Origin of the sequence: Rhizobium sp. NFR03 (genome assembly GCF_900111275.1) — a bacterium.
In the GTDB taxonomy this organism is placed as follows: Bacteria; Pseudomonadota; Alphaproteobacteria; order Rhizobiales; family Rhizobiaceae; genus Ferranicluibacter.
Genome location: NZ_FOGR01000008.1, coordinates 44,959 through 64,990 on the forward strand (window position 1 = coordinate 44,959; position 20,032 = coordinate 64,990).

Consider the following 20,032-nt stretch of genomic DNA (forward strand, 5'->3'; position numbering starts at 1 on the left):
GAAATAGTTATTTCTCGAATGTAATATTCAAAAAAACGATAATGCTTCAGAGGGCAAAACGGCATGAGTATTACATTGAAACAACTGGATTATTTTATTGCGTCGGCAGAAAGCGGGCAGGTCAGTCAAGCAGCGTTCAACCTGAATATTTCGCAATCGGCCGTCACCGCGGCCATCAAGTCGCTCGAGGAGGAACTCGGCGTCCGTTTGCTGGAACGCACACATTCGGGTGTCAGGCTGACGATGGAGGGCGCGCGGTTCCTCGATCATGCCCGCATCATTACCGGCGCGGTCGCCGCCGCCGTGCATACGCCGCTGCGCGAAAGAAGCGGGCAGACGGGACGCCTGAGCATCGGCATGACGTACACGGTCACCGGTTACTTCATGTCGAAATACTATGCCCGCTTCCGCAAGACCTATCCGCACATCAGCGTCGAGATCAAGGAACTGTCACGCGAGGCGCTGGAGCGACAGCTGGCGCGGGGCGACATAGCAATCGCACTGATGCTGGTGTCCAATCTTCAGAATTCGGATGCGCTTGAGCAGGAGCTTCTGCTGCGATCCAGCCGCAGACTGTGGCTTCCGGCCGACCATCACCTTCTGTCCCGTACCGAAATCCGCCTCGCGGACGTGGCGCTGGAGGATTACGTCATGCTGACCGTCGATGAGGCAAGCAAGACGGCAACACGCTACTGGGAACAGGCGGGGCTTCGTCCCCGCACCGTGCTGACCACCAGTTCGGTCGAAGCCGTTCGCTCGCTGGTCTCGGCGGGCGTCGGCGTGACGATCCTCTCCGACATGGTCTACCGGCCCTGGTCGCTCGACGGCCAGCGCATCGAGCTGCGACGACTGGTGGAGCCGATCCCCAGCATGGATGTCGGCCTTGCCTGGGCGCGCTCCCGCCCGATCGAATCCGCCGCGGCCACCTTCCGCGCCTTCATGTCGGTGACCATGGGCGGTGGCGGCTAGAGCTGGTCGAAGTCGCACCCGATGTCGCGCAGGATCTCCTGCGTATGCTCGCCGAGGCGCGGAGAGCGACGGGCCAGAACGAGTTCGGCCTCCGAGAATGTCAGCGGCGTGCGGACGCCAGGAACGCCTTCGACCTCGATCTGCATGCCGCGAGACACGAACTGCGGATCGTTGAAAAGCTCGCTCATGGTGTTGATCGGGCCGGCGGGAACGACAATCGTTTCGAGCCTTGCCAGCAGGGCGTCCTTCGCCCAGAGCCGTGTCTTCGCCTCGATGGTTTCGGTCAGCAGGAGGCGATGGCGAACCCGCGCGGCATTGGTCGCGAAGCGTTCGTCCAGCGCAAGGTCCGCCAGATCGAGCGAGATCGCCAGCCGGGCAAATTGCGCGTCGTTGCCGCAGGCGATGATGATGTGGCCATCGGACACTGCCACCGTCTGGTAAGGCGCGATATTCGGATGCGCGTTTCCCATCCTGCGGGGCACCACGCCGGTCGCCAGATAGTTCATCGCCTGATTCGCGAGAACGCCGCCCATGCAGTCGAGAAGCGAAATGTCGATCTGCTGACCCCTGCCCGTGCGGGCGCGTTGTAACAGCGCTGACTGGATACCAACAACGCCATAGAGCCCGCTGAAGATATCGGCAAAGGCGACGCCGATCTTCTGCGGCGATCCTTGCGGCTCCCCCGTGAGATCCATGATGCCGGCAATGCCCTGCACCATGAAATCATAACCGGCCCGGTGCGCCTGCGGCCCCGTCTGGCCGAAGCCGGTGATGGAGCAGTAGATCAGGCCCGGCTGATGTTCCGCAAGGCTTGCATAATCCAGACCGTATTTTGCAAGACCGCCAACCTTGAAATTCTCGACCACGACATCGGCGGTGAGGATCAGCGCCTTGACCGCCGCCTGCCCCTCGGGCGTCGTGAAGTCCAGCACGATCCCGCGCTTGCCACGGTTGCAAGCATGAAAATAGGCGGCCGAGGATGTCTCGCCGTCATCGACATAGGGCGGCCCCCAGCGTCGCGTGTCGTCCCCATCAGGGCTTTCCACCTTGATCACGTCGGCGCCGAGATCGGCCAGCGTCTGCCCGATCCAGGGACCGGCCAGAATACGGGCGAGTTCGATGACGCGAATGCCTTCGAGCGGCGCGGACATTGTGAGGTTCCCCGGTTGCGGCGTGTTCGGGCGCAGCGTCAGAAAAAGGCTTGCAGGCCTGTCTGCGCGCGGCCGAGAATGAGGGCGTGAACGTCATGCGTGCCCTCATACGTGTTGACGGTCTCGAGGTTCTGCGCGTGGCGCATCACGTGGTACTCGATCTGGATCCCGTTTCCGCCATGCATGTCGCGCGCATTTCGGGCAATATCGAGCGCCTTGCCGCAATTGTTGCGCTTGATCAGCGAGATCATCTCGGGCGCAAACCGGTGCCCGTCCATCAAGCGCCCGACGCGGAGCGACGCCTGCAAGCCGAGCGCGATTTCCGTCTGCATATCCGCCAGCTTCTTCTGGAACAGCTGGGTCGCCGCCAGCGGCCGGCCGAACTGTACGCGGTCGAGACCGTAAGCGCGGGTACGCTCCCAGCAATCTTCCGCCGCTCCCATGACACCCCAGGAAATGCCGTATCGCGCCCTGTTCAGACAGCCGAACGGGCCTTTAAGCCCGGAGACGCCGGGAAGCAGCGCGTCCTCGCCGACCTCGACACCGTCAATGACGATCTCGCCGGTGATCGAAGCGCGCAGACTGAGCTTGCCCCCGATCTTCGGTGCCGACAGGCCCTTCATTCCCTTCTCCAGAATGAAGCCCCTTATAGAATCGTCATGCGCTGCGGATTTTGCCCAGACGACGAAGACATCGGCGATCGGCGAATTGGAGATCCACGTCTTGGCCCCGTGCAGCCGGTAACCGGTGGCCGTCTTTTCGGCACGCGTCTTCATGCCGCCGGGATCCGACCCCGCATCCGGCTCCGTCAGTCCGAAGCAGCCGATCCGGTCGCCGGAGACGAGACCGGGCAGAAACCTGTCCTTCTGCGCCTCGCTGCCATAGGCATGGATCGGGAAGATCACCAGCGAACTCTGCACGCTCATCATCGACCTGTAGCCGGAATCCACGCGCTCGATTTCGCGCGCAACCAGCCCGTAGGAGACGTAGCTCGCACCGGCGGCGCCGTATTTTTCCGGCAGCGTCACGCCAAGCAGCCCGGCCTGCCCCATCGCCCTGAAGAGGCCCGTATCGGTCGTCTCTTTCAGATAGGCATCCCTGATCCGGGGCGCGAGCTCCGTGCGGGCGAAAGCTTGCGCGGCATCCCGGATCATCCGCTCCTCGTCGCTCAACTGATCGTCGAGCAGGAAAGGATCGTTCCAGGAAAAGGGTGCCATGTCGGTCATATCGAGCTCTCCGTGTGCAAGGATCATGCGGTCGGCGCGACCGCTTCGCAAAACCATATTTACTCATGCCGCCATTCGCTTTAGTCATAGCGGATGGCCGCCCTTCCCCGTCAGCTCGTTCCCTCGACATCCGCCCTCACGGCGTTCGACGCCGTGGCGAAGCTCGGCAGTTTTTCGGCTGCCGCGCAGGGCCTCAACCTGACTCAGGGCGCGGTCAGCCGGCAGGTCGCGCTGCTGGAGGGACAGCTGGGCGTCAGGCTTTTCGAACGGACCAACAAGGGCGTCGTCCTTACGGCGAAGGGCGAACACTATGCCGCAGGCGTCTCCGACATTATCAACCGCATCCGCACACTCTCGCTCGAAACCATGGCGAGCGATGCCAAGGGCTTGCTGAAACTGGCCATCCTACCCACATTCGGCACGAGATGGCTGATGCCGCGCATGCCGGACTTCATCCGGCGGAACCCCGGCATCACCATCAATTTCGCGACGCGCATCGGCCAGTTCGACTTCCGCTCCGCGTCCATCGATGCGGCGATCCATGTCGGACGGCCGGACTGGCCTGCGGCCGACTGTCAGTTTCTGATGCACGAGACGGTTGTTCCCGTCTGCAGCCCGGCATTCCGGCAGCAGCACCCCGTCCGTGGCCCGAGGGATCTCCTGTCCGCCCCGCTCATCGACATGGCCTCGCGGCCCGGTGCCTGGCAGCACTGGTTTGCAAGCCTCGGTATTCCCGTTTCGCATCGCCAGCGCATGTCGTTCGAGCAATTCTCGAGCGTCGCGCAGGCCTGCATAGAAGGACTGGGCGTGGCGTTGATGCCAACTTTCCTCATTGCCGCGGAGATGGAAGCGGGACAGCTTGTCGAAGCCTATGACTGGCGCATCCAGAGCCCGTCATCCTACTATGTCGTGCGACCGCTTGACCGCGTGGATTACGGCCCCGCAGCCCGTTTCGCCGTGTGGATCCTCGATCAGGCGGCGCAGTTCCACCGCTCCGGCGAGGTATCCAAGGATCCGGCCGTCCACACGCCGCATCGCTGAATGTCAGGCCGAGGCGTCATCCGAGGCTTTGATGACGCCTTGGAATATGCTTCCGGCGTTATGCCAGCCCTTCTGCGGCAACCGCGCCGGTCAGCCGTTCGAGCGTCCGGCCCATGCGGGTCATGATGTCGGCAACGTCGTCCTCGGTGGCGATCAGGGGTGGGCAGAGGGCGAGCTGGTCGCCGATCGACCGGAAGATGATGCCTTCCTCATGGCCGATCGCGGAGGCGATGGCACCTGCCCGGCCAAGTTTATCGAAGGCCTTGCGGGTCGTCTTGTCGGCCACCAGTTCGAGCGCGCCGATCAGGCCCGCACCGCGCGCCTCGCCGACAAGCGGATGATCCGCGAACGCCTGAAGGCCGGCCTGGAACGGCGCTTCCAGCCGGGCGGCATTGCCCATCAGGTCACGCTCCTCGATGATCGCGAGGTTTTCCAGAGCCACGGCCGAGGCGACGGGGTGGCCGGAGGCAGTATAGCCGTGGCCGAAGACACCCATCTTTTCCGAATTGTCGGCGATGACCTGATAGATCGGATCGGAGAACATGACGGCGGCAAGCGGCATGTAGGACGAGGTAATCTGTTTCGACAGCGTCATGATGTCCGGTGTGAAATTGTACTTCTGGCAGCCGAACGGCGTTCCTAGGCGACCGAAGCCGCAGATGACTTCGTCGGAAACGATCAGAATATCGTTGGCGCGGCAGATCCGCTCGACGCCTTCCCAGTAGCCGGCAGGTGGCGGCATCACACCGCCGGCTGCCATCAGCGGCTCGCCGATAAAGGCGGCGATGGTGTCGGCGCCCTCGTCGGCGATCACGCTTTCGAGTTCCGCCAGAAGCCGGGCCGTAAACGTTGCCTCGTCCTCGCCGGCAGCACCGAACCGGTAGAAATGCGGGCAGGTCAGATGGTGCACCGGAATGGCCGGCAGGTCGAAATCACGGTGATTGGTGGGCAGGCCCGTCAGGCTGCCGGAGGCGACGGTAATGCCGTGATAGCCCTTGATACGGGAGAGAAATTTCTTCTTTTTCGGCCGGCCCAGCGCGTTGTTCATGTACCAGACCATTTTCACGATCGTATCGTTCGCCTCCGAGCCGGAGGAGGTGAAGAATGCCCTGGAAATGTTTGGCGGCGTCATGTCCACCAGCTTTTCGGCAAGCCGGATCGACGGCTCGTGAGCCTTGGAGGAGAACGTGTGGTAATAAGGCAGCTTGAGCATCTGCTTGTAGGCGGCTTCCGCGAGGCGCGGCTCCGAAAAGCCGACAGCCACGGACCAGAGGCCGGCCAGACCTTCGATATATTCCTTGCCGCGGTCGTCGTAGACGCGGATCCCCTCGCCCCGGTCGATCACCAGAGGCCCGGTTCTCTCATGCTGGCGCATATTGGTATTGGGGTGCATCGTGTTCGCGATGTCGGCGTCGGCAAGCGAATTGGAGAGCATGGTCATGTCTTTCTCGCGGGGGCTGGAACTGGTGGTGAGCATCCCGATGGCCTTCGTGTGCCCGATTGCGTCTGACCGATCCTCATCGAACCGGCCGTCATTCCTTAATGTGCGTCAGGGTGCGTCATGGTGCAAACGCTTCATGGTATCAGAGTATTCGCGCGCCAGTCCCTCGCGACATGCGACAGGGCGGGCGCCGGTTCGATATCGTGGAGCAGCCGGAGAACGCGGGGAGGCGTCAGCGGAAGGCGGGAAACCGGCTTGCCGATGGCACGCGCAACGGCGCAGGCGATGGCTGCGCCCACGGCCAGAATAGGAACCTCGCCTGCACCCTTGGTGCCGAGCGGACCGATGGAGGGCGCGCCTTCGTAGAGATCAGCGACGACCGGAACGACATCCTGCGCCAGCGGCACCCGGTAGGTCTCGAAACTATCCTGCGCGATCCGGCCGTCCCCGGTGATCGTGACTTCTTCATGCAAGGCATAGCCGAGCCCCTGCACCACCCCGCCCTGAATCTGGCCCATGATGGCCCGGCGGTTGAGCGCGCGGCCGACATCCTGCACGACCCTATAGGCGAGCACCTCGACATGGCCTGTCTCGGGATCGACCGCCACTTCAGCCTCGTGCACCACGAACACGGGAATATCGAGCGCATCGATGAAGTGCCCCATGGCGCAGCCGGACATCGCCGGCGTGTTCTTCGCGGTGAAGCTGCCCGTGCCGCTGATCGGCCCTGTGGTGGACTGCGCATAGGACACCACTTCGGGAATGCCGACACCCGATCCCGGCCGGCCGGCAATCTCGACGCGGCCATCGCGCAGCACCAGATCGCGCGGTGCCGTCTGCAGCATTTCACCGGCCGACCGCAACAGCTTCTCGCGCACTTCCGCCGATGCGCCCATGCTCGCCGCCCCGATGGAGACGGTGGTCCGCCCGCCGCCGACCCCGACATCGAGCCCCGACGCATCCGTATCCGCCTCGCGCACCACGATCTGGTCCGGACGCAGGCCAAGCTGTCCCGCAACGATCTGCGGCAGTGACTGCATCATCGTTCCCGAACCGATTTCCACACCTGACGTCACGAGTGTCGCGCTGCCGTCGGCGTTGAGGTTGATGGTCGCGGCGGAGGGGCCGACGAAGATGAACCATGTGCCAACTGCCATAGCCCGACCGTAGAGCCGGCCGTCGGCCCTCTCCTTCAGCGTGCCGGTTTTTGCCCGTAGCGCGTCCATTCGCTCCAGCATGGGACCGAGAACATCGCCCTCGAAGATCTGGCCGGTCGGACCGGGATCGCCATCGCGCAGAACGTTGCGCTTTCGAAACGCAATCGGATCCATGTCGATGGCGGCGCAGATCTCGTCGGTATGACGTTCGACGGCAAAGCTGTTGTAGACGCCGTTGCAGGCCCGGAACGCGCCATTGGGCGGCGTATTGGTGTAGACGGCGCGACTGACCACCCGGACGGCGCCAAGCCGGTAATTGCCAGCGAGCGTATGAGATGTCATGGTGGTGAGGAATACCTGCTCGCCGCCATAGGCACCGCAATCCATCAGCACCACAGCCTCGCGGGCCGCGATCTCCCCGTCCGCCGTTACGGCGGAGCGGATTACGATCTCGGCGTTTTCCCGGCAGAGACAGGTCGCCATCTCCTCCTGCCTGTTGTTTTCGAGCATCACGGGCAGCCCCGTCATACGGGCAAGGAGCGCCGTCACCGGCTCGATCGATGCATCGAATTTCAGCCCGAAGCCGCCTCCGACCGGCGGCACCGTCACACGGACGCGGCCGGGTGGCAGCTGCATCACCCGCCCCGTCACGTTGCGGACGGTCCATGGCACCTGCGTGGACGCTTCGATATGCGCGCGCCCATCCTCCCACCGGCCGATGGCCACCCTTGGCTCGAAGGGGACGTGGCTCTGCCGCCCCACCTCGAATCGGCTCTCGACGATGGTGACATCGGCCCTCGCAAAAGCCTGATCGACATCGCCCCGCACGGACTTTGCCTCCCAGGCGATATTGCCGGATCGCGCACCGCCTTCGGTCAGCACGTCGTAGCTGCGCCAGTCCTCATGCACCGGCCGGGCATCGGTCGCCAGCGCGTCGGCCATGGTGAGGAGAGGCGCAACCGGCTCGACCTCCAGAACGATGGCGGCAAGAGCCGCACGTGCGTCTTCAAGCGTATCTGCCGCAATGGCCGCGATAGGCTCGCCGTGATACCGGATGACCTCAGCTGCAAAGAGCGGGTGGTCGGCAATGCCGATGCCATACTGTCCGGGCGCATCCGCTGCGGTCACGATGCCACGAACGCCGGGACATTTCAGCGCCTCTGACAGGTCCAGCCGCACGATCCGGCCGGCCGGCACCGTTGCGCGGAAAAGCACGGCCTGAAGCATATCCGGCCGTGCGCGATCGTTGGTATAGCGGGTTCGCCCGCGCAGCTTGTCGCGCGCATCCCGACGGGGAAGATCCATCACGGTCGCTGCCAGATCGTCCGTCATGAGCGTACTCCCTGCCGATGCCCGACGAATTCCATCACGGCATCGACGATCCGCTCATAGCCGGTGCACCGACAGATGTTGCCCGCCATAGCCGCCTTCACATCCGTGCGGGTGGGAGCCGGACTGTCTCGCAGAAAGGACGAAAGGCTCATGACCATTCCGGGAAAGCACATGCCGCATTGCACGACATCGGCCGCCTCCAGCGCAGCCGCCAGCGGATGAAGCGGACCATCGCCGGTGGACATGGCCTCGATGGAGGTGACGGCCGCGCCTTGCAGCAGGCCGATGGGACGAAGGCAGGACATCACGGCCATGCCATCGACCTCGACCGTGCAGGCACCGCAAAAACCCTCGCGGCAGACGGCCTTGGTGCCCGTCAGAAAACGCTCCCGCCGGAGCACATCGACCAGCGGCGTCATCGGATCACCGGTAAAACGGCAGGCGGAGCCGTTGATGGTCAACGTGACGGTCATCGTATCCCCTCCTGTCGAGCAAGCGCCACCGCCGCCCGCCGCGCAAGCGCCGGAAGGACCTGCCGGCGATACCAGCCATCCGCTTCAGGCCCGTCGCGACCCTTGAAATCATTGCAGGAAGCAGCAAGCGCTGCTGTGCGCTCCGGGTCGAGAGGCATGTCCCCACGGTCGGGCGCAAGCGCCTCTTCCAGCGCGTGCCAGCGACGAGCGACGGGCTCGACAGATCCCACGGCAAAACGAAGCCGCCGGTCCCGATCTCGCGCCACGGAAAGGATCGCAACGGGATAATCGCCGGCCTTGCGAAGCGGCAGTCTCATATGGGTGCTGGCGACGAGATTGCGGGGCAGGATCACGCTGACAAGAAGAGTGTCGGTCAGGTACCGCGCCCTGTCGTCCAGAAATACAGCGATCGGCAACTGCTCCGCGCCGGCGCGCGTCCGAAGTTCGACAATGGCTTCCGTCGCCAGAAACGCCGGCAGAAGATCGGCGGCGGCAAAGTCCCGCGTGCAGAGATTGCCCCCGACTGTCGCCACACGGCGGATCGCCGGATTGGCCGCACCGGATGCAGCCGTCGCCACAGCCTCGAGACCGGCGATGCCGGCCAGAGACCGGGCAAGCGCCTCGTGCGTGACCGATGCCCCGATACGGACCCGGTCCGTACCGATAGCGATGTCGCCAAGCCCCGGAATGGCCTGTAGCGACACCAGTGCGCGTGTAATGCTCTCCCGCCGCAGGGGCGCGCGCATCAGCCATGTCCCGCCGGCAAGGATCGTCGCGCCGTCGAGACGAGCGGCCAGCGCGCCCTCGACGGTTTCTGGCAGCATCAGCGAGCGCTCTTCGAGATCGACCGTCATGTTCGCGTCCCCTGTTTCGCGTCCCCCATTTCGCGTCCTCTGTGCCGCGCGATGCGGCGTTGCAGCATAGTGTCCGAACCCGGCCGTCCTGTGAAATACGCATTTCGGGAAAGTCTTATCGGGAAAACAGATACCCGACCGGCGGGTTTGCGAGCCGGTCGTCAGGCCCAGTGCGCAACACTTCGCTTCTCGAAACTCTCGCGAAACTGCATCGTGGTCTTCTCCAGCACCTCGCCGCTTTCCCAGTCGAGAATAACGGCAAAGCGGCGGACGGCGTCGAGAGCGTTTATCTCGCCCGCCTTGTAGCGGATCGAGATATCGCGAGGGTCGCATCTGGCCCAGCCCTTGCGCTCGCTGCGGATCTCGGCCCGCGCCGCTTCCGTTGCCGCCGTATCCACCTTAAAGGCGCAGAGGTCGCGGTCGATCTCGAGGATCACCACGCCATAGTCGAGGACTGCCCGGGCGATGGAGACGTAATCGTCGATCACGTCTTCCAGCACATGGAGCGGATCGCGCTCCAGCGGATCGCCGAAGCCGCCGCCACCGGCTGTCGGGCGCGCAAACTGGTCGCCCGTCGAAACGGCGTAATCGGAAAAAACGGAGCCGAGCCAGGTATCGGTGTCCTCGCCGGCCCGCCGGATCGTCAGCCCGTGCGGCATGGACGGCAGCCCGCCTTCGACACCCCAGACAACCGCCCGCTCCCGGTCGCAGATGTAGGACATGACAGCATCTTCGGCGTCCAGCAGCACGGAGGTTTTCTGCACGCCGACACCGCCGCGCCATTTGCCGGGACCGGCGGAATCGCGGCCGATCTGGAATTCCAGCGTACGGGTCGGATTGACGCGCTCATTACCCTCGTTCGGCTGGGACATCAGCCCGGTCCCGAAGCAGGCCGTCGTCACATCGGCGCCGTCCTTGCCGTTGCGGCCGCCCCAGCCGCCGGGAAGCCATTCGTAGAACATGAAGATCGGCTTTTCCGGCTTGCGCGCATCCCGGCCGCCGGCCAGGAGATATTCCAGATTGAACGCACAGGCGATGGCTCGTTCCGGCATGATCTTCGACCACATCTCGAAGATCGCATTCATGATCTTCTCGAACGGCATCAGAAACCCGGTGACGGCAACGGGCCATTCCGCGCTGACGACGCTGTTCTTCGGCGCGCTGACCCGGATCATCCGGTAGAAGCCGCTGTTGAGCGGCAGGTCGGGGAAGAAGGTCTTCATGCCTGCGACCACGGCCGAGAAGGTTGCGCCCGGCGCGGAATTATACATCGAGGCAATGGTGGCATGGCTTCCGGTGAAGTCATAATGCACGCTGTCGCCGGAGATCGTCATCTTGATGCGGATCGGGATCATTCCCTCGCCGCCGCCGAGATCGCGGTCGATGTAGTCGACCGTTTCCCAGGTGCCGTCCGGCAGCTCGGACAGGCGCTTGCGAACCGCGCGCTCGACGTAATCCTGCACTTCCTCCATGCCGCGCGTTACCGTATCGCGACCGTACTTGCGCACCAGCCGCAGCAATTCGCGCTCCGCCGCCTGCGTCGCCTGCGCCTGGGAGTGGATATCCCCGATGATGGACGCGGGATCGCGCGTGTTGGCGGCAATCAGGTTGGCGACATCGGAACAGAAGCGACCGGTGCGAAACAGCCGCACCGGCGTGATCCGCAGTCCCTCGCGAAACATGTCGCGCGCCGTCACGTCGAACGAGCCCGGCACCGAACCGCCGAGGTCCGACCAGTGACCGTTCGACTGGGCAAAGCCGATCAGCTTGTCTTCATCGAAGATCGGTCGCACCAGCCGCACATCGCTGAAGTGCGTGCCGCCGGCATAGGGATCGTTGATGGCGTAGACATCGCCCGGCGCCATGTCGCCCTCGAACACCCGGATGACCTCCTTGCAGGTGTTGTGCAGGGTGCCGACATGGACGGCGATATCGTAGTTGCCCTGCGCGACCGAGTTTCCATCCGCGTCGTGCAGCGCATTGGAAAAATCCCGGTTGTAGATGACGAAGGAATAGCAGGTGCGCAGCATCTGCTCCGCCATCTGGTCGACGGTGGTGATGAAGGAGTTCTTCAGCACCTCGAACGTGACCGGGTCGAGCTGCCCGGCACTCATGAGCCTGGTCATGTTCTAGCCTTTCGTTCCGATAAGAATATTGAGAAATGCATCGACCCGCGCCGCCATGTCGGGCGGAACCACGGTGGTGGAGTCGAACTGCTCGACGATAGCCGGCCCCTGGAACACTGCACCGGCCTCAAGCACCTCGCGCTGGTAGACGGCTGCATCGTGCGAGACGCCATCGAACCAGACCGGCCGCCGGGCGACCGGCTCCGGCACGTGCTCTCTCTCCTCGTGCCTTGGCAGGTCGGCTTTCGGCACGATGCCTACCGCCTTGATGGCGATGCGGAAGATGGAGACCGGCGCCTCGTCGCGACGGTAATTGAATTCGCGCTCATGCTCGGCGTGGAAAGCCTCGATCAGGTCGGCAATACTGTCGATACGATGAGGGGCATTGACGGCGAGCGACCGCCACTGGCCCTGATACATCATCTCGACCGACCGCTGGAGCGCCATATCGGCCGGCGCGATGCCTTCATGGGCGAGCCGCTCCGCCGCCTGGCTCTCCATCGCAGCGAAAGCAGCCTCCATATCGGCCGGCGCGACGATGGATGCATCCGTCATGAAGCTTTCGGAAAAGTCGTGCTGGACATCGACCAGCAGGCAGCCGAGCGCCGATGTGACGCCGGGATTGGGAGGGACGATGACTGTGGGGATGGAGAGTTCGCGGGCGACGGCTGCGCCATGCAGGGCTCCGGCACCGCCAAAGGCGACGAGTGCGAAGTCGCGCGGGTCGTAGCCCCGGCTGATCGAGAGCAGCCGCACAGCATTGGCCATGTTGGCATTGGCGACGGCGATGATGGCTTCGGCGGCGGCGTGCAGTTCCATGCCGAAGGGCGTGGCGACGGTATCGAGAACCGCCCGCGCGGCAAGCGCCGGATCGAGCCTGATCTTGCCGCCGGCAAGACGGGTGCCGAGCCGCCCCAACACGACATTCGCATCCGTATTCGTGGCGGTCGCATTGCCGTTGCGGTAGCAGGCGGGACCGGGATGAGCCCCGGCCGATTGGGGACCGTTGCGCAGCGATCCCCCCTCGTCTTTCCACGCGAGCGAACCGCCACCGGCGCCGATCGTCAGGACCTCGATGGAGGGAAAGCGAATGGGATAGCCAAATTCGATATACCAGTCCTTGGTGATGCGGGACACGCCGTTAAAGGCGAGCGACACGTCGGTACTCGTTCCCCCCATGTCAAAGCCGATGGAATTGGGAAAGCCGCAGAGATTGCCGATGAACCGGCTGGCAAGCGCGCCCGCCGCGATTCCCGAACCGGCAAGCCGCGCCGAGAATTCGCGCACGCTTGCCGGCGTCATGACCCCGCCGCCGGAATGCAGCAGCAGCAGGTCTCGATGATATCCGCGCGCGGCGAGCGTCTCTCCGAGACGCGAGACATAATCGACCACCACGGGCGCGCAGACGGCATTCGCCATCGTGGTCGAGAACCGTTCATGCTCGAAGATCTCCGGCATGACCTCCGAGGATATCGACACCGGCAGGTCCGGCATGACCTCCTTCAGGATATCGCGCATACGGCGTTCGTTCGCGCCGTTAACGTAGGAATTCATGAAGCAGACGGCAGCGGACCTGACCTCGCGCCGCCTGAGAATATCGGCCACCCGGTGCGCCTGCGTCTCGTCGAGCGCCTGAAGCACCGTGCCTTCGGCATCGATACGCTCGCTGACGGTCAGCCGGTCGCGACGGGGAATGTAGGGCTTGGCGACATCCTTGTAGGTATCCCAGAGATCCTCCTTGTTCGCGCGCCGGATCTCCACGACATCGCGGAAGCCCTCGGTGCAGATCATCGCGGTGCGCGGCAGACGCCGGGTTATGAGGGCATTGGTGGCAACGGTCGTCCCGTGCGAGAACATCGTCACCTCGGAAAGGTCGATGCCGGCCTGCTCGACGCCGTTGAGGATGGCGCGCATGGGATCGTCGGGGGTCGATCCGGTCTTCTCGATCCGGATGGCGCCGGTGTCTTCGTCCATGATGCAGATATCGGTGAAGGTGCCTCCGACATCCACGGCCACGCGCGTCCTCGTCATGCTTCTATCCTCGTCATGGTCTGATCCTTATCGAACACGGGGGCTCCTTCGCTGCCCGTATTGCGGGCGGCGTTCGGCGTCTGCAGAGTGCGTGCCAGCGGCCGGTCGGTTTTTGGACCGGCGCGTTCTCAGATGGAGCGCGCGTGCTTTACCGGCCGCGCCCTAGTGGCGTCCCGGCATATCCGGCAGCTCGATTGCCCGGAGCGCTGCCTTGCGGCGAGTGTCGCCCGGAGAACAGCCGAACCGGGCGCGATAATGTCGGCAGAACTGGGACTGGTCGGAAAAACCCCAGCGGTAGGCGATCTCCGCGATGGTCACCGTGCAGGTCACGGATCTCAATTCCTCGGAGCACTGGTCGAGACGGCTGTCGCGGATGAAACCGTTGATCGACGTGTTGCTCTCCTGAAAAAGGCCCTGGAGATAGCGCAGCGAAATGCCTCCGGCATCGGCAACCGACTGCGGCGAAAGGGACCGGCTCTTCACATTGTCGCGGATGAACTGCTCGGCGCGATGCAGGTGTCCGGCACGGATGGAGGAGATGTTGCTGTCGAGCACGCGGTCGTCGCTGACGATGGAAAGGCACAGCATTTCAAGGATATGCCGGCCCGTCATCTCGCGGGCGGCCTCGTCGATATCGGCGACGTGGCTGACGGTCGTGCGCACCATGTCGAGGAAGAGCGCGGCCACGCCCTTCGTCGCGTCGAAACTGAGAGCACTGAACCTGTCCGTCGAGCCGATGCGCGAGCGCACGCTTGCGGAGGGAACCTTGAGAACCCAGAGCGAATTCGGCCGTCCGTGCCAGAATTCGTAAGGCGCATCGCCCTGTTCGACGATGAAACCGCCCGGCTCGCATTTGACGCTGCGCGACCCTTGCGAGAAGTTGACGTCGCTCACCTCGGGAATGGAGACGAGCAGGCTGGCCTCGCGCTCGTTGAGGAAATGCCGCCGGTGCCGGTGGTAGCTGACGGCGTTGCAGCGCATGCGCGAGACGCCGATGAGCCCGAGCGACCAGGTTTCAAGCTCGCCCCGGAATTCCAGACGGTTGCGGTAGTCCGTATCCAGCGGAAAGTACGTCTCGGTAACGGCTGCCTGCCAGGAATCGCCTCCGGCAACGCCGTCGATGCTATCGACAACATATCTCATCTCTCGACATTCCCCTGATGGCCCGGTTTTCCGGCTTCGTTTTGTTGTGGAAAGAATACAGATTTTTCAAAGGTCGTATTGTTGAATAGCGAATAAAATTATGGATCACACCGCACCCGGTCCATGCGCGACATGCGCGACCGAACCCCCGCGCAAGGATCTGTGGAAACCGGGCAACACCGCCGCCCTTATGGGGCCGTTCATCCCGGTCGTCGCGCAGGGACGCTGGCCCGGCGAAAATGTCCATGGTAACTGACTTACGTGTTCTGGTCTGCATTCTCTGCCGGGCAAGCTGTACTCTCAGGGTATCGAAGCTATTTTGCCTGCACTTTCACATCCAGACCTGATAGACGACAAGGTGCTGCCGTCATCGACGCGCGCGATCTGGTGAAGCGGTTCGATGCAATGACTGCGGTGGCCGGCATGTCGCTGCGGCTCGCCAGGGGTGAAATGGTCGGGCTGATCGGCCCTAACGGTGCGGGAGAGACCACGCTCTTCAATCTGATTTCCGGCAATCTCAAGCCGACGTCCGGCGAGATCCGTATCGCAGGTCGCGATGCGTCTCAGGATCGTCCCAAGCAGCGCATCCGCCTCGGCGTCGGCCGCACGTTCCAGATCCTTCGCCCCTTCACGCCGTCCAGTCTATCGCAAAACTCAGTCGCACAAGTCTAACTTTTGCACCTGATATTTGCGACAGATTTTCGTAAGCATCCGAGAAGCCCCGCCTTGAGCGGTTGAGTTGAATCTGTCGTTTTGTCGCTATGGACAGGCATAAGGACAGTTTTCGGACACCGGTGAGCTGGCTTGAAATCATCGACACAGGGCGTTGGCGGCGCTTTACGGCCGCGGCCAAGTTCAAATTATCGAGGGAGGCTTTTCTGGCGATGGTCGCCAGGTCTCCGCGACGGCTGAGAAGCACGGGGTTTCCCGCTCACAACTGTACCGTTGTCGTCAGTCGGCGCAGTCTGGCAGTCTTTGCCGCAATCAGATTGAGGGCTTCGTGCCCGCAGTGATCACACCGGACGTGCCTACGCCCGCTTCTTCTCCATCGCTTCCGGTAGTGGGTAGCGGTCGCATGGAGGTGCTGAGCACGAACGGCCGACGCGTCATTGTCGACCGTGACGTCGATGCGCTGCTGCGCATCCTGCGCGGGCTGGAGACGTTGCGATGATCCCGATCCCGCCAGGGGTCCAGGTGTGGCTGGCGACGGGCTATACGCATATGCGGTGCGGCTTTCCATCTCTGGCGCTGCGGGTGCAGGAGGTGCTGAAGCATGACCCGCTGGGCGACCATCTGTTCTGCTTCAGGGGCGAACGCGGCGATCTGATCAAGGTCGTTTGGCATGATGGCCAAGCGGCAGCGGATAGACCCAGCATGCACTCATATAAACCCCGATCACCCCTTGGGCCAAGCCAGCATCTCAAACCAGAGAGCCCGCAACCTCAATGAGGCAGTAGACGAGCAGAACGTTCATTTGCTAGCGCGCACAGCCCGAACGGCCGAGCAAAGTATCAGCTCATTCCTGAAGACATAATGTCCTGCCAGGCCTGATAGGCTGACAGAACCAGTGTCATCTGCGCCGTGTGTCCTGCTACGAAATCCGCTCCGTAGATCGTCTCGTCGGGATATTCCGTGATCAGCGTTATGGGAACGCCATGCCTGTCATCGACGGATGACAGGCATGGAAACCCGTTGATGATCCGGAAGCCGGTCTCACCGGCATGCACCTCGTAAAGCGCGATCTGGCAACGGTTATAGTCGAGGAGCCCGGGGACCGCGCCGAGATCGCGGGTGACCCTGTCGAGCAGTGCTTCCGCCTGTTCTACCCAGCCTTCATGATGCCGCACGATGAGGAAGAACCCTTTCGGCAGCGTCCACATCTCGAAACCGCGCGGCAGATAGCCCGACAAAGGGCGTGTCCATTCGTGGGACGGATATCCGTGCAGGTTCAGATGCAACGCGGAAGCGCTCAGTTCCTGGGCTTTGAAGCGAATGTCTTTCTCGTAGAGAGGGGCGCCGGACGTCTCGCGCGTTCGATATTCGAGATCGTCCCCAAGTGCTGTATAGCGCGCCGCGTGATGCATGTGTCGGGGATTGTCTACCCGCAAACGCTGGTGCACGGCGTAGCCATCGGGATTTTCCAGAGGCGAGACCGTAAAGTGGGCGTTTGCCTGCGCACGAAGTCTGGAGGCTGCGCGGAGCGCTCCGACGATGCCGGTGGTTTCATTCGGGTGCTGGCCGCCGCTGATCATGACCGCGGCGTCCGTTCCCTCGATATAGCGGGCAGTGACTTGTCGGCCGGAGCGTGATACCGCCGTGAATTCCTCACCGCCGAGGCCGGAGAGAAATCGTGAGATTTGATCGGCAGACAGAGGCGCGGCTGCTTCATCGATGCGGTCATCCGGACAATCCAGAAAGTCGTTTCGAAGCGGGCGTTCTTCCACACGGACGGAAATCACCCCTTCGCTCCGCAGGATCTCGGGCACGATCTGGCCGGGCTTGAGGCCACGATCGCCAAGCGGCCGACCGGATTTCTTCTGGAAGATTTCAAGGAGCGAGAAGTAGATGTCCTCGTGCAACGCTTCGCGCAGGCTGATGACCTCATCCCCGACGGAGAGCGGAAAATCCTCTGCGGGATGGTGGATGCTTATGTTCAGCTCCTCGAAGTAAGGCTCTTCCTCACCCCATGCATATGTCTCGATGGCCTTGATAGTGTCGCCAAAAAGACACTCGTAGTCCGTTTCCAGACGTTCACCCACGGCCCTGTCATGCTCCCTCATCCAGCCGGTGGGGGAGACGACCGTTTGGCCGATTGCATCGACATGAACGTGATTGGGCGCAAGGATCGTCAGCCCTTCGGTTCCCCGAGCGCGCGTCAGCAGCACGTCGTACCGAAACGCGTCGTCGCGGCGAGGCGTAAACGTCAATTCAGCATTGCCGACCAGCGCAGCCAGCGGATAGGCTTCCAGCCGAAAGCGGTTTTCAGCGGCGCGGGCGTGAACCGGATAGTGGATTTCTATCCGCTCCGCACCTTCAAGATCGATCTCCTCCAGAAAGGCGTGCAACAGAGGCTTGTAAGCACTCCGGATCCGGGCTGTGACGCCTTTCGCGGCGAGACGCTGTTCCGCTCTTCTGCGGCTCTGGAGATCGTCGAAGGTCCATGCCTCGAAGGACTGGCCCAATGTCGCCTGCTCGACCATTGCGTCGAGGGTGCGCTGGAAGTCTCGGGTGAAGATTTCGCGCATGTTCCGTTACCTTGCTGTGCGACCGGTGGGGTCGAGGCTGTCGCGCAGCCAGTCGCCCAGGAGATTGAGACCCAGCACCGTCAACAGGATCGCAAGACCCGGGAAGACACTGACCCACCACGCGATCTGCAGGTAGGTTCGACCGTCCGCCAGCATCCCGCCCCAGCTCGGTATCGTCGGATCGACGCCCATGCCAAGGAATGTCAGACTGCTTTCCAGCAGGATGTTGTTGGCCACGTTGAGCGTCATCAACACGATGACCGGACCGATCAGGTTGGGCAGCAGGTGCTGGAAGACGATGCGCCAGTCCTTCACGCCGATTGCGCGGGCCGATAGGATGAACTCGCGCTCCCGCAGGGTAAGAACCGAACCGCGCACAAGCCGCGCATACTGCACCCATTGCGACACGATCAGCAGGAGGATGGTATTGGTCAGGCTTCCGCCCACGATTGCGATGAAGGTGATTGCAAGGAGGATGAACGGCATCGCAAGCTGGATATCGGCAAAGCGCATGACGACCATATCCCAGAAGCCGCGATAGTAGCCGGCCACCAGCCCCATCAGCACGCCGAAAACGACAGCGCCGATAACGGATGTGAAGCCGACAAGAAGCGAAATCCTGCCTCCTGCCACCACCCGCGCCAACACGTCGCGGCCGAGCGGATCCGTGCCGAACGGATGGGCTGTGGTCGTGAAGGGTCGGGCGAGGCGCGCCATCAAGTCGATCTTCTCCGCGCCGCCCGGAAACAGCACGTCGGACAGAAGCACGGCTACGCAAATGACGATTGTCAGGGTGGCGCCGAGCACGAACTCGAGACTGTTGAAGCGGGAAAGACGGAAGGTTCGGAAAGCCATGTCTCTTACTCGGTTCGGATGCGGGGATCGACCAGGCCGTAGGCGATATCGACCAGCAGATTGATGCCGACGATCAACAGGGACAGCACCGTGATCACGGCCTGCAAGACCGGATAATCGCGCGCGCCGACGGCATCGAAGGCCAGCGACCCCATGCCGGGCCAGTTGAAGACCCGTTCGATAACCACGATCCCTCCGAGCAACCCGCCGAACTGAAGGCCGAAATAGGTGATCAGCGGGATGGCGCAGTTGCGCAGCGCGTGCTTGTAGAGAACCTTGCTTTCGCTCAGGCCCTTGGCCCGCGCAACCATGATATATTGGGCGTTCAACGTGTCGAGCATCGCCGTGCGGACCAGTCGAACATTCGTCGCCGTCAAAATGACGCCCATCGTCACGGCCGGCATGATGTAGCTTTCGACGCCGCCCATGCCGCTGGGCGGCAGCCAGCCGAGCGTAATCGAAAACAGCAGCACGAGCATGAGGGCGAGCCAGAAATTCGGGAACGAGAGGCCGAGAAGGGAGAAGATCCGGATAGCCTGATCGACGCCCTTGCCCTTCGATGTCGCCGCCTTGATGCCGAGCGGGATGGACAGCACAATCGATACGGCCATGGAAATGAAGGCCAGCATCAGGGTGGCCGGCAAGGCATCGCCGATAAGCCGGGAAACCGGCGTTCCCCCCGTGAAGCTCTTTCCGAGGTCCAGCGTGACGAGGCCTTTGAGGAAGTTCATGTACTGAACGAAGAAGGGCTGATCGGTACCGAGCGCGACCCGAATGCGCATCAGATCCTCCTCCGTCATGCTCCCGCCGCCCTGAAACATCGTGACAGCAGGATCGCCCGTCAGGCGCACCGCAAATGAAACGAGCAGAGTGATTGCGATCACGACGAAAATTGCCTGGAGCAATCGTTTGATGAGGAAGCCGACCACGTTTTTTCCTTCGACAGCAGAGGGTCGACGCCGCCTCGGAAGGGCGGCGTCGAACGCTT

At 62.9% G+C, this 20,032-nt stretch carries 16 protein-coding genes; 4 read left to right on the forward strand and 12 right to left on the reverse strand.

Features of this window, described 5'->3' with window-relative positions:
• Window positions 1–63 precede the first annotated feature (63 nt).
• Complete coding sequence (locus tag BSG19_RS20345) at window positions 64–969, forward strand: LysR family transcriptional regulator (RefSeq protein ID WP_092989861.1); 906 nt, start codon at window positions 64–66, stop codon at window positions 967–969.
• Here BSG19_RS20345 and BSG19_RS20350 read toward each other — a convergent pair.
• Entirely contained in the window at window positions 966–2,120 is a 1,155-nt protein-coding gene (locus BSG19_RS20350; protein ID WP_092989862.1) for a CaiB/BaiF CoA transferase family protein, read from the reverse strand. The genes BSG19_RS20345 and BSG19_RS20350 overlap by 4 nt on opposite strands.
• 38 nt (window positions 2,121–2,158) lie before the next feature.
• Entirely contained in the window at window positions 2,159–3,346 is a 1,188-nt protein-coding gene (locus BSG19_RS20355) for an acyl-CoA dehydrogenase (protein ID WP_092989965.1), read from the reverse strand.
• 93 nt (window positions 3,347–3,439) lie between these two features.
• On the opposite strand from BSG19_RS20355, the gene BSG19_RS20360 reads away from it, so the two are divergent.
• On the forward strand, window positions 3,440–4,387 hold the full coding sequence (locus BSG19_RS20360) for a LysR family transcriptional regulator (protein WP_092989863.1): 948 nt from the start codon (window positions 3,440–3,442) through the stop codon (window positions 4,385–4,387).
• A 58-nt stretch (window positions 4,388–4,445) separates the two neighbouring features.
• Here the strand turns inward: BSG19_RS20360 and BSG19_RS20365 are convergent, their stop codons facing one another.
• From BSG19_RS20365 to BSG19_RS20395, 7 genes are all read right to left on the reverse strand, one after another.
• Entirely contained in the window at window positions 4,446–5,828 is a 1,383-nt protein-coding gene (locus BSG19_RS20365) for an aspartate aminotransferase family protein (protein WP_092989864.1), read from the reverse strand.
• Between the two features lie 134 nt (window positions 5,829–5,962).
• Complete coding sequence (locus tag BSG19_RS20370; RefSeq protein WP_092989865.1) at window positions 5,963–8,317, reverse strand: xanthine dehydrogenase family protein molybdopterin-binding subunit; 2,355 nt, start codon at window positions 8,315–8,317, stop codon at window positions 5,963–5,965.
• Window positions 8,314–8,790, reverse strand: coding sequence for a (2Fe-2S)-binding protein (locus tag BSG19_RS20375; RefSeq protein WP_092989866.1), 477 nt, complete (start codon window positions 8,788–8,790; stop codon window positions 8,314–8,316). Before BSG19_RS20375 ends, BSG19_RS20370 begins: the two co-directional genes overlap by 4 nt.
• On the reverse strand, window positions 8,787–9,644 hold the full coding sequence (locus BSG19_RS20380) for an FAD binding domain-containing protein (RefSeq protein WP_170866051.1): 858 nt from the start codon (window positions 9,642–9,644) through the stop codon (window positions 8,787–8,789). Before BSG19_RS20380 ends, BSG19_RS20375 begins: the two co-directional genes overlap by 4 nt.
• A 161-nt stretch (window positions 9,645–9,805) precedes the next feature.
• Entirely contained in the window at window positions 9,806–11,770 is a 1,965-nt protein-coding gene (locus BSG19_RS20385; protein WP_092989867.1) for a hydantoinase B/oxoprolinase family protein, read from the reverse strand.
• Window positions 11,771–11,773: 3 nt separating this feature from the next.
• Complete coding sequence (locus BSG19_RS20390; protein ID WP_092989868.1) at window positions 11,774–13,801, reverse strand: hydantoinase/oxoprolinase family protein; 2,028 nt, start codon at window positions 13,799–13,801, stop codon at window positions 11,774–11,776.
• Window positions 13,802–13,963: 162 nt separating this feature from the next.
• The gene (locus BSG19_RS20395) at window positions 13,964–14,944 is read right to left on the reverse strand and encodes an AraC-like ligand-binding domain-containing protein (RefSeq protein ID WP_092989869.1); all 981 of its coding nucleotides are present in this window, start codon (window positions 14,942–14,944) and stop codon (window positions 13,964–13,966) included.
• Between the two features lie 405 nt (window positions 14,945–15,349).
• Between BSG19_RS20395 and BSG19_RS20400 the strand changes: the two genes are divergently transcribed.
• Entirely contained in the window at window positions 15,350–15,616 is a 267-nt protein-coding gene (locus BSG19_RS20400) for an ATP-binding cassette domain-containing protein (RefSeq protein WP_092989967.1), read from the forward strand.
• A 154-nt stretch (window positions 15,617–15,770) separates the two neighbouring features.
• On the forward strand, window positions 15,771–16,115 hold the full coding sequence (locus tag BSG19_RS26160; protein ID WP_244529346.1) for a transposase: 345 nt from the start codon (window positions 15,771–15,773) through the stop codon (window positions 16,113–16,115).
• Window positions 16,116–16,455: 340 nt separating this feature from the next.
• Here BSG19_RS26160 and BSG19_RS20415 read toward each other — a convergent pair whose 3' ends face one another.
• Genes BSG19_RS20415 through BSG19_RS20425 form a run of 3 tightly spaced genes read right to left on the reverse strand, consistent with a single transcriptional unit; the run spans window position 16,456 to window position 19,973 of the window.
• A complete protein-coding gene (locus tag BSG19_RS20415; protein WP_092989871.1) occupies window positions 16,456–18,189 on the reverse strand; it encodes a M14 family metallopeptidase in 1,734 nt (577 codons plus the stop codon).
• A gap of 6 nt (window positions 18,190–18,195) precedes the next feature.
• Complete coding sequence (locus tag BSG19_RS20420; RefSeq protein ID WP_092989872.1) at window positions 18,196–19,044, reverse strand: ABC transporter permease; 849 nt, start codon at window positions 19,042–19,044, stop codon at window positions 18,196–18,198.
• A gap of 5 nt (window positions 19,045–19,049) precedes the next feature.
• On the reverse strand, window positions 19,050–19,973 hold the full coding sequence (locus tag BSG19_RS20425) for an ABC transporter permease (RefSeq protein WP_170866052.1): 924 nt from the start codon (window positions 19,971–19,973) through the stop codon (window positions 19,050–19,052).
• Window positions 19,974–20,032 lie beyond the last annotated feature (59 nt).

Excerpts from the sequence above, each read along its gene's own strand:
- BSG19_RS20345 (WP_092989861.1), top strand. The coding sequence starts at position 64 with ATGAGTATTACATTGAAACAACTGGATTATTTTATTGCGTCGGCAGAA.
- BSG19_RS20350 (WP_092989862.1), bottom strand. The coding sequence starts at position 2,120 with ATGTCCGCGCCGCTCGAAGGCATTCGCGTCATCGAACTCGCCCGTATT.
- BSG19_RS20355 (WP_092989965.1), bottom strand. The coding sequence starts at position 3,346 with ATGACCGACATGGCACCCTTTTCCTGGAACGATCCTTTCCTGCTCGAC.
- BSG19_RS20360 (WP_092989863.1), top strand. The coding sequence starts at position 3,440 with ATGGCCGCCCTTCCCCGTCAGCTCGTTCCCTCGACATCCGCCCTCACG.
- BSG19_RS20365 (WP_092989864.1), bottom strand. The coding sequence starts at position 5,828 with ATGACCATGCTCTCCAATTCGCTTGCCGACGCCGACATCGCGAACACG.
- BSG19_RS20370 (WP_092989865.1), bottom strand. The coding sequence starts at position 8,317 with ATGACGGACGATCTGGCAGCGACCGTGATGGATCTTCCCCGTCGGGAT.
- BSG19_RS20375 (WP_092989866.1), bottom strand. The coding sequence starts at position 8,790 with ATGACCGTCACGTTGACCATCAACGGCTCCGCCTGCCGTTTTACCGGT.
- BSG19_RS20380 (WP_170866051.1), bottom strand. The coding sequence starts at position 9,644 with ATGACGGTCGATCTCGAAGAGCGCTCGCTGATGCTGCCAGAAACCGTC.
- BSG19_RS20385 (WP_092989867.1), bottom strand. The coding sequence starts at position 11,770 with ATGACCAGGCTCATGAGTGCCGGGCAGCTCGACCCGGTCACGTTCGAG.
- BSG19_RS20390 (WP_092989868.1), bottom strand. The coding sequence starts at position 13,801 with ATGACGAGGACGCGCGTGGCCGTGGATGTCGGAGGCACCTTCACCGAT.
- BSG19_RS20395 (WP_092989869.1), bottom strand. The coding sequence starts at position 14,944 with ATGAGATATGTTGTCGATAGCATCGACGGCGTTGCCGGAGGCGATTCC.
- BSG19_RS20400 (WP_092989967.1), top strand. The coding sequence starts at position 15,350 with ATGACTGCGGTGGCCGGCATGTCGCTGCGGCTCGCCAGGGGTGAAATG.
- BSG19_RS20415 (WP_092989871.1), bottom strand. The coding sequence starts at position 18,189 with ATGCGCGAAATCTTCACCCGAGACTTCCAGCGCACCCTCGACGCAATG.
- BSG19_RS20420 (WP_092989872.1), bottom strand. The coding sequence starts at position 19,044 with ATGGCTTTCCGAACCTTCCGTCTTTCCCGCTTCAACAGTCTCGAGTTC.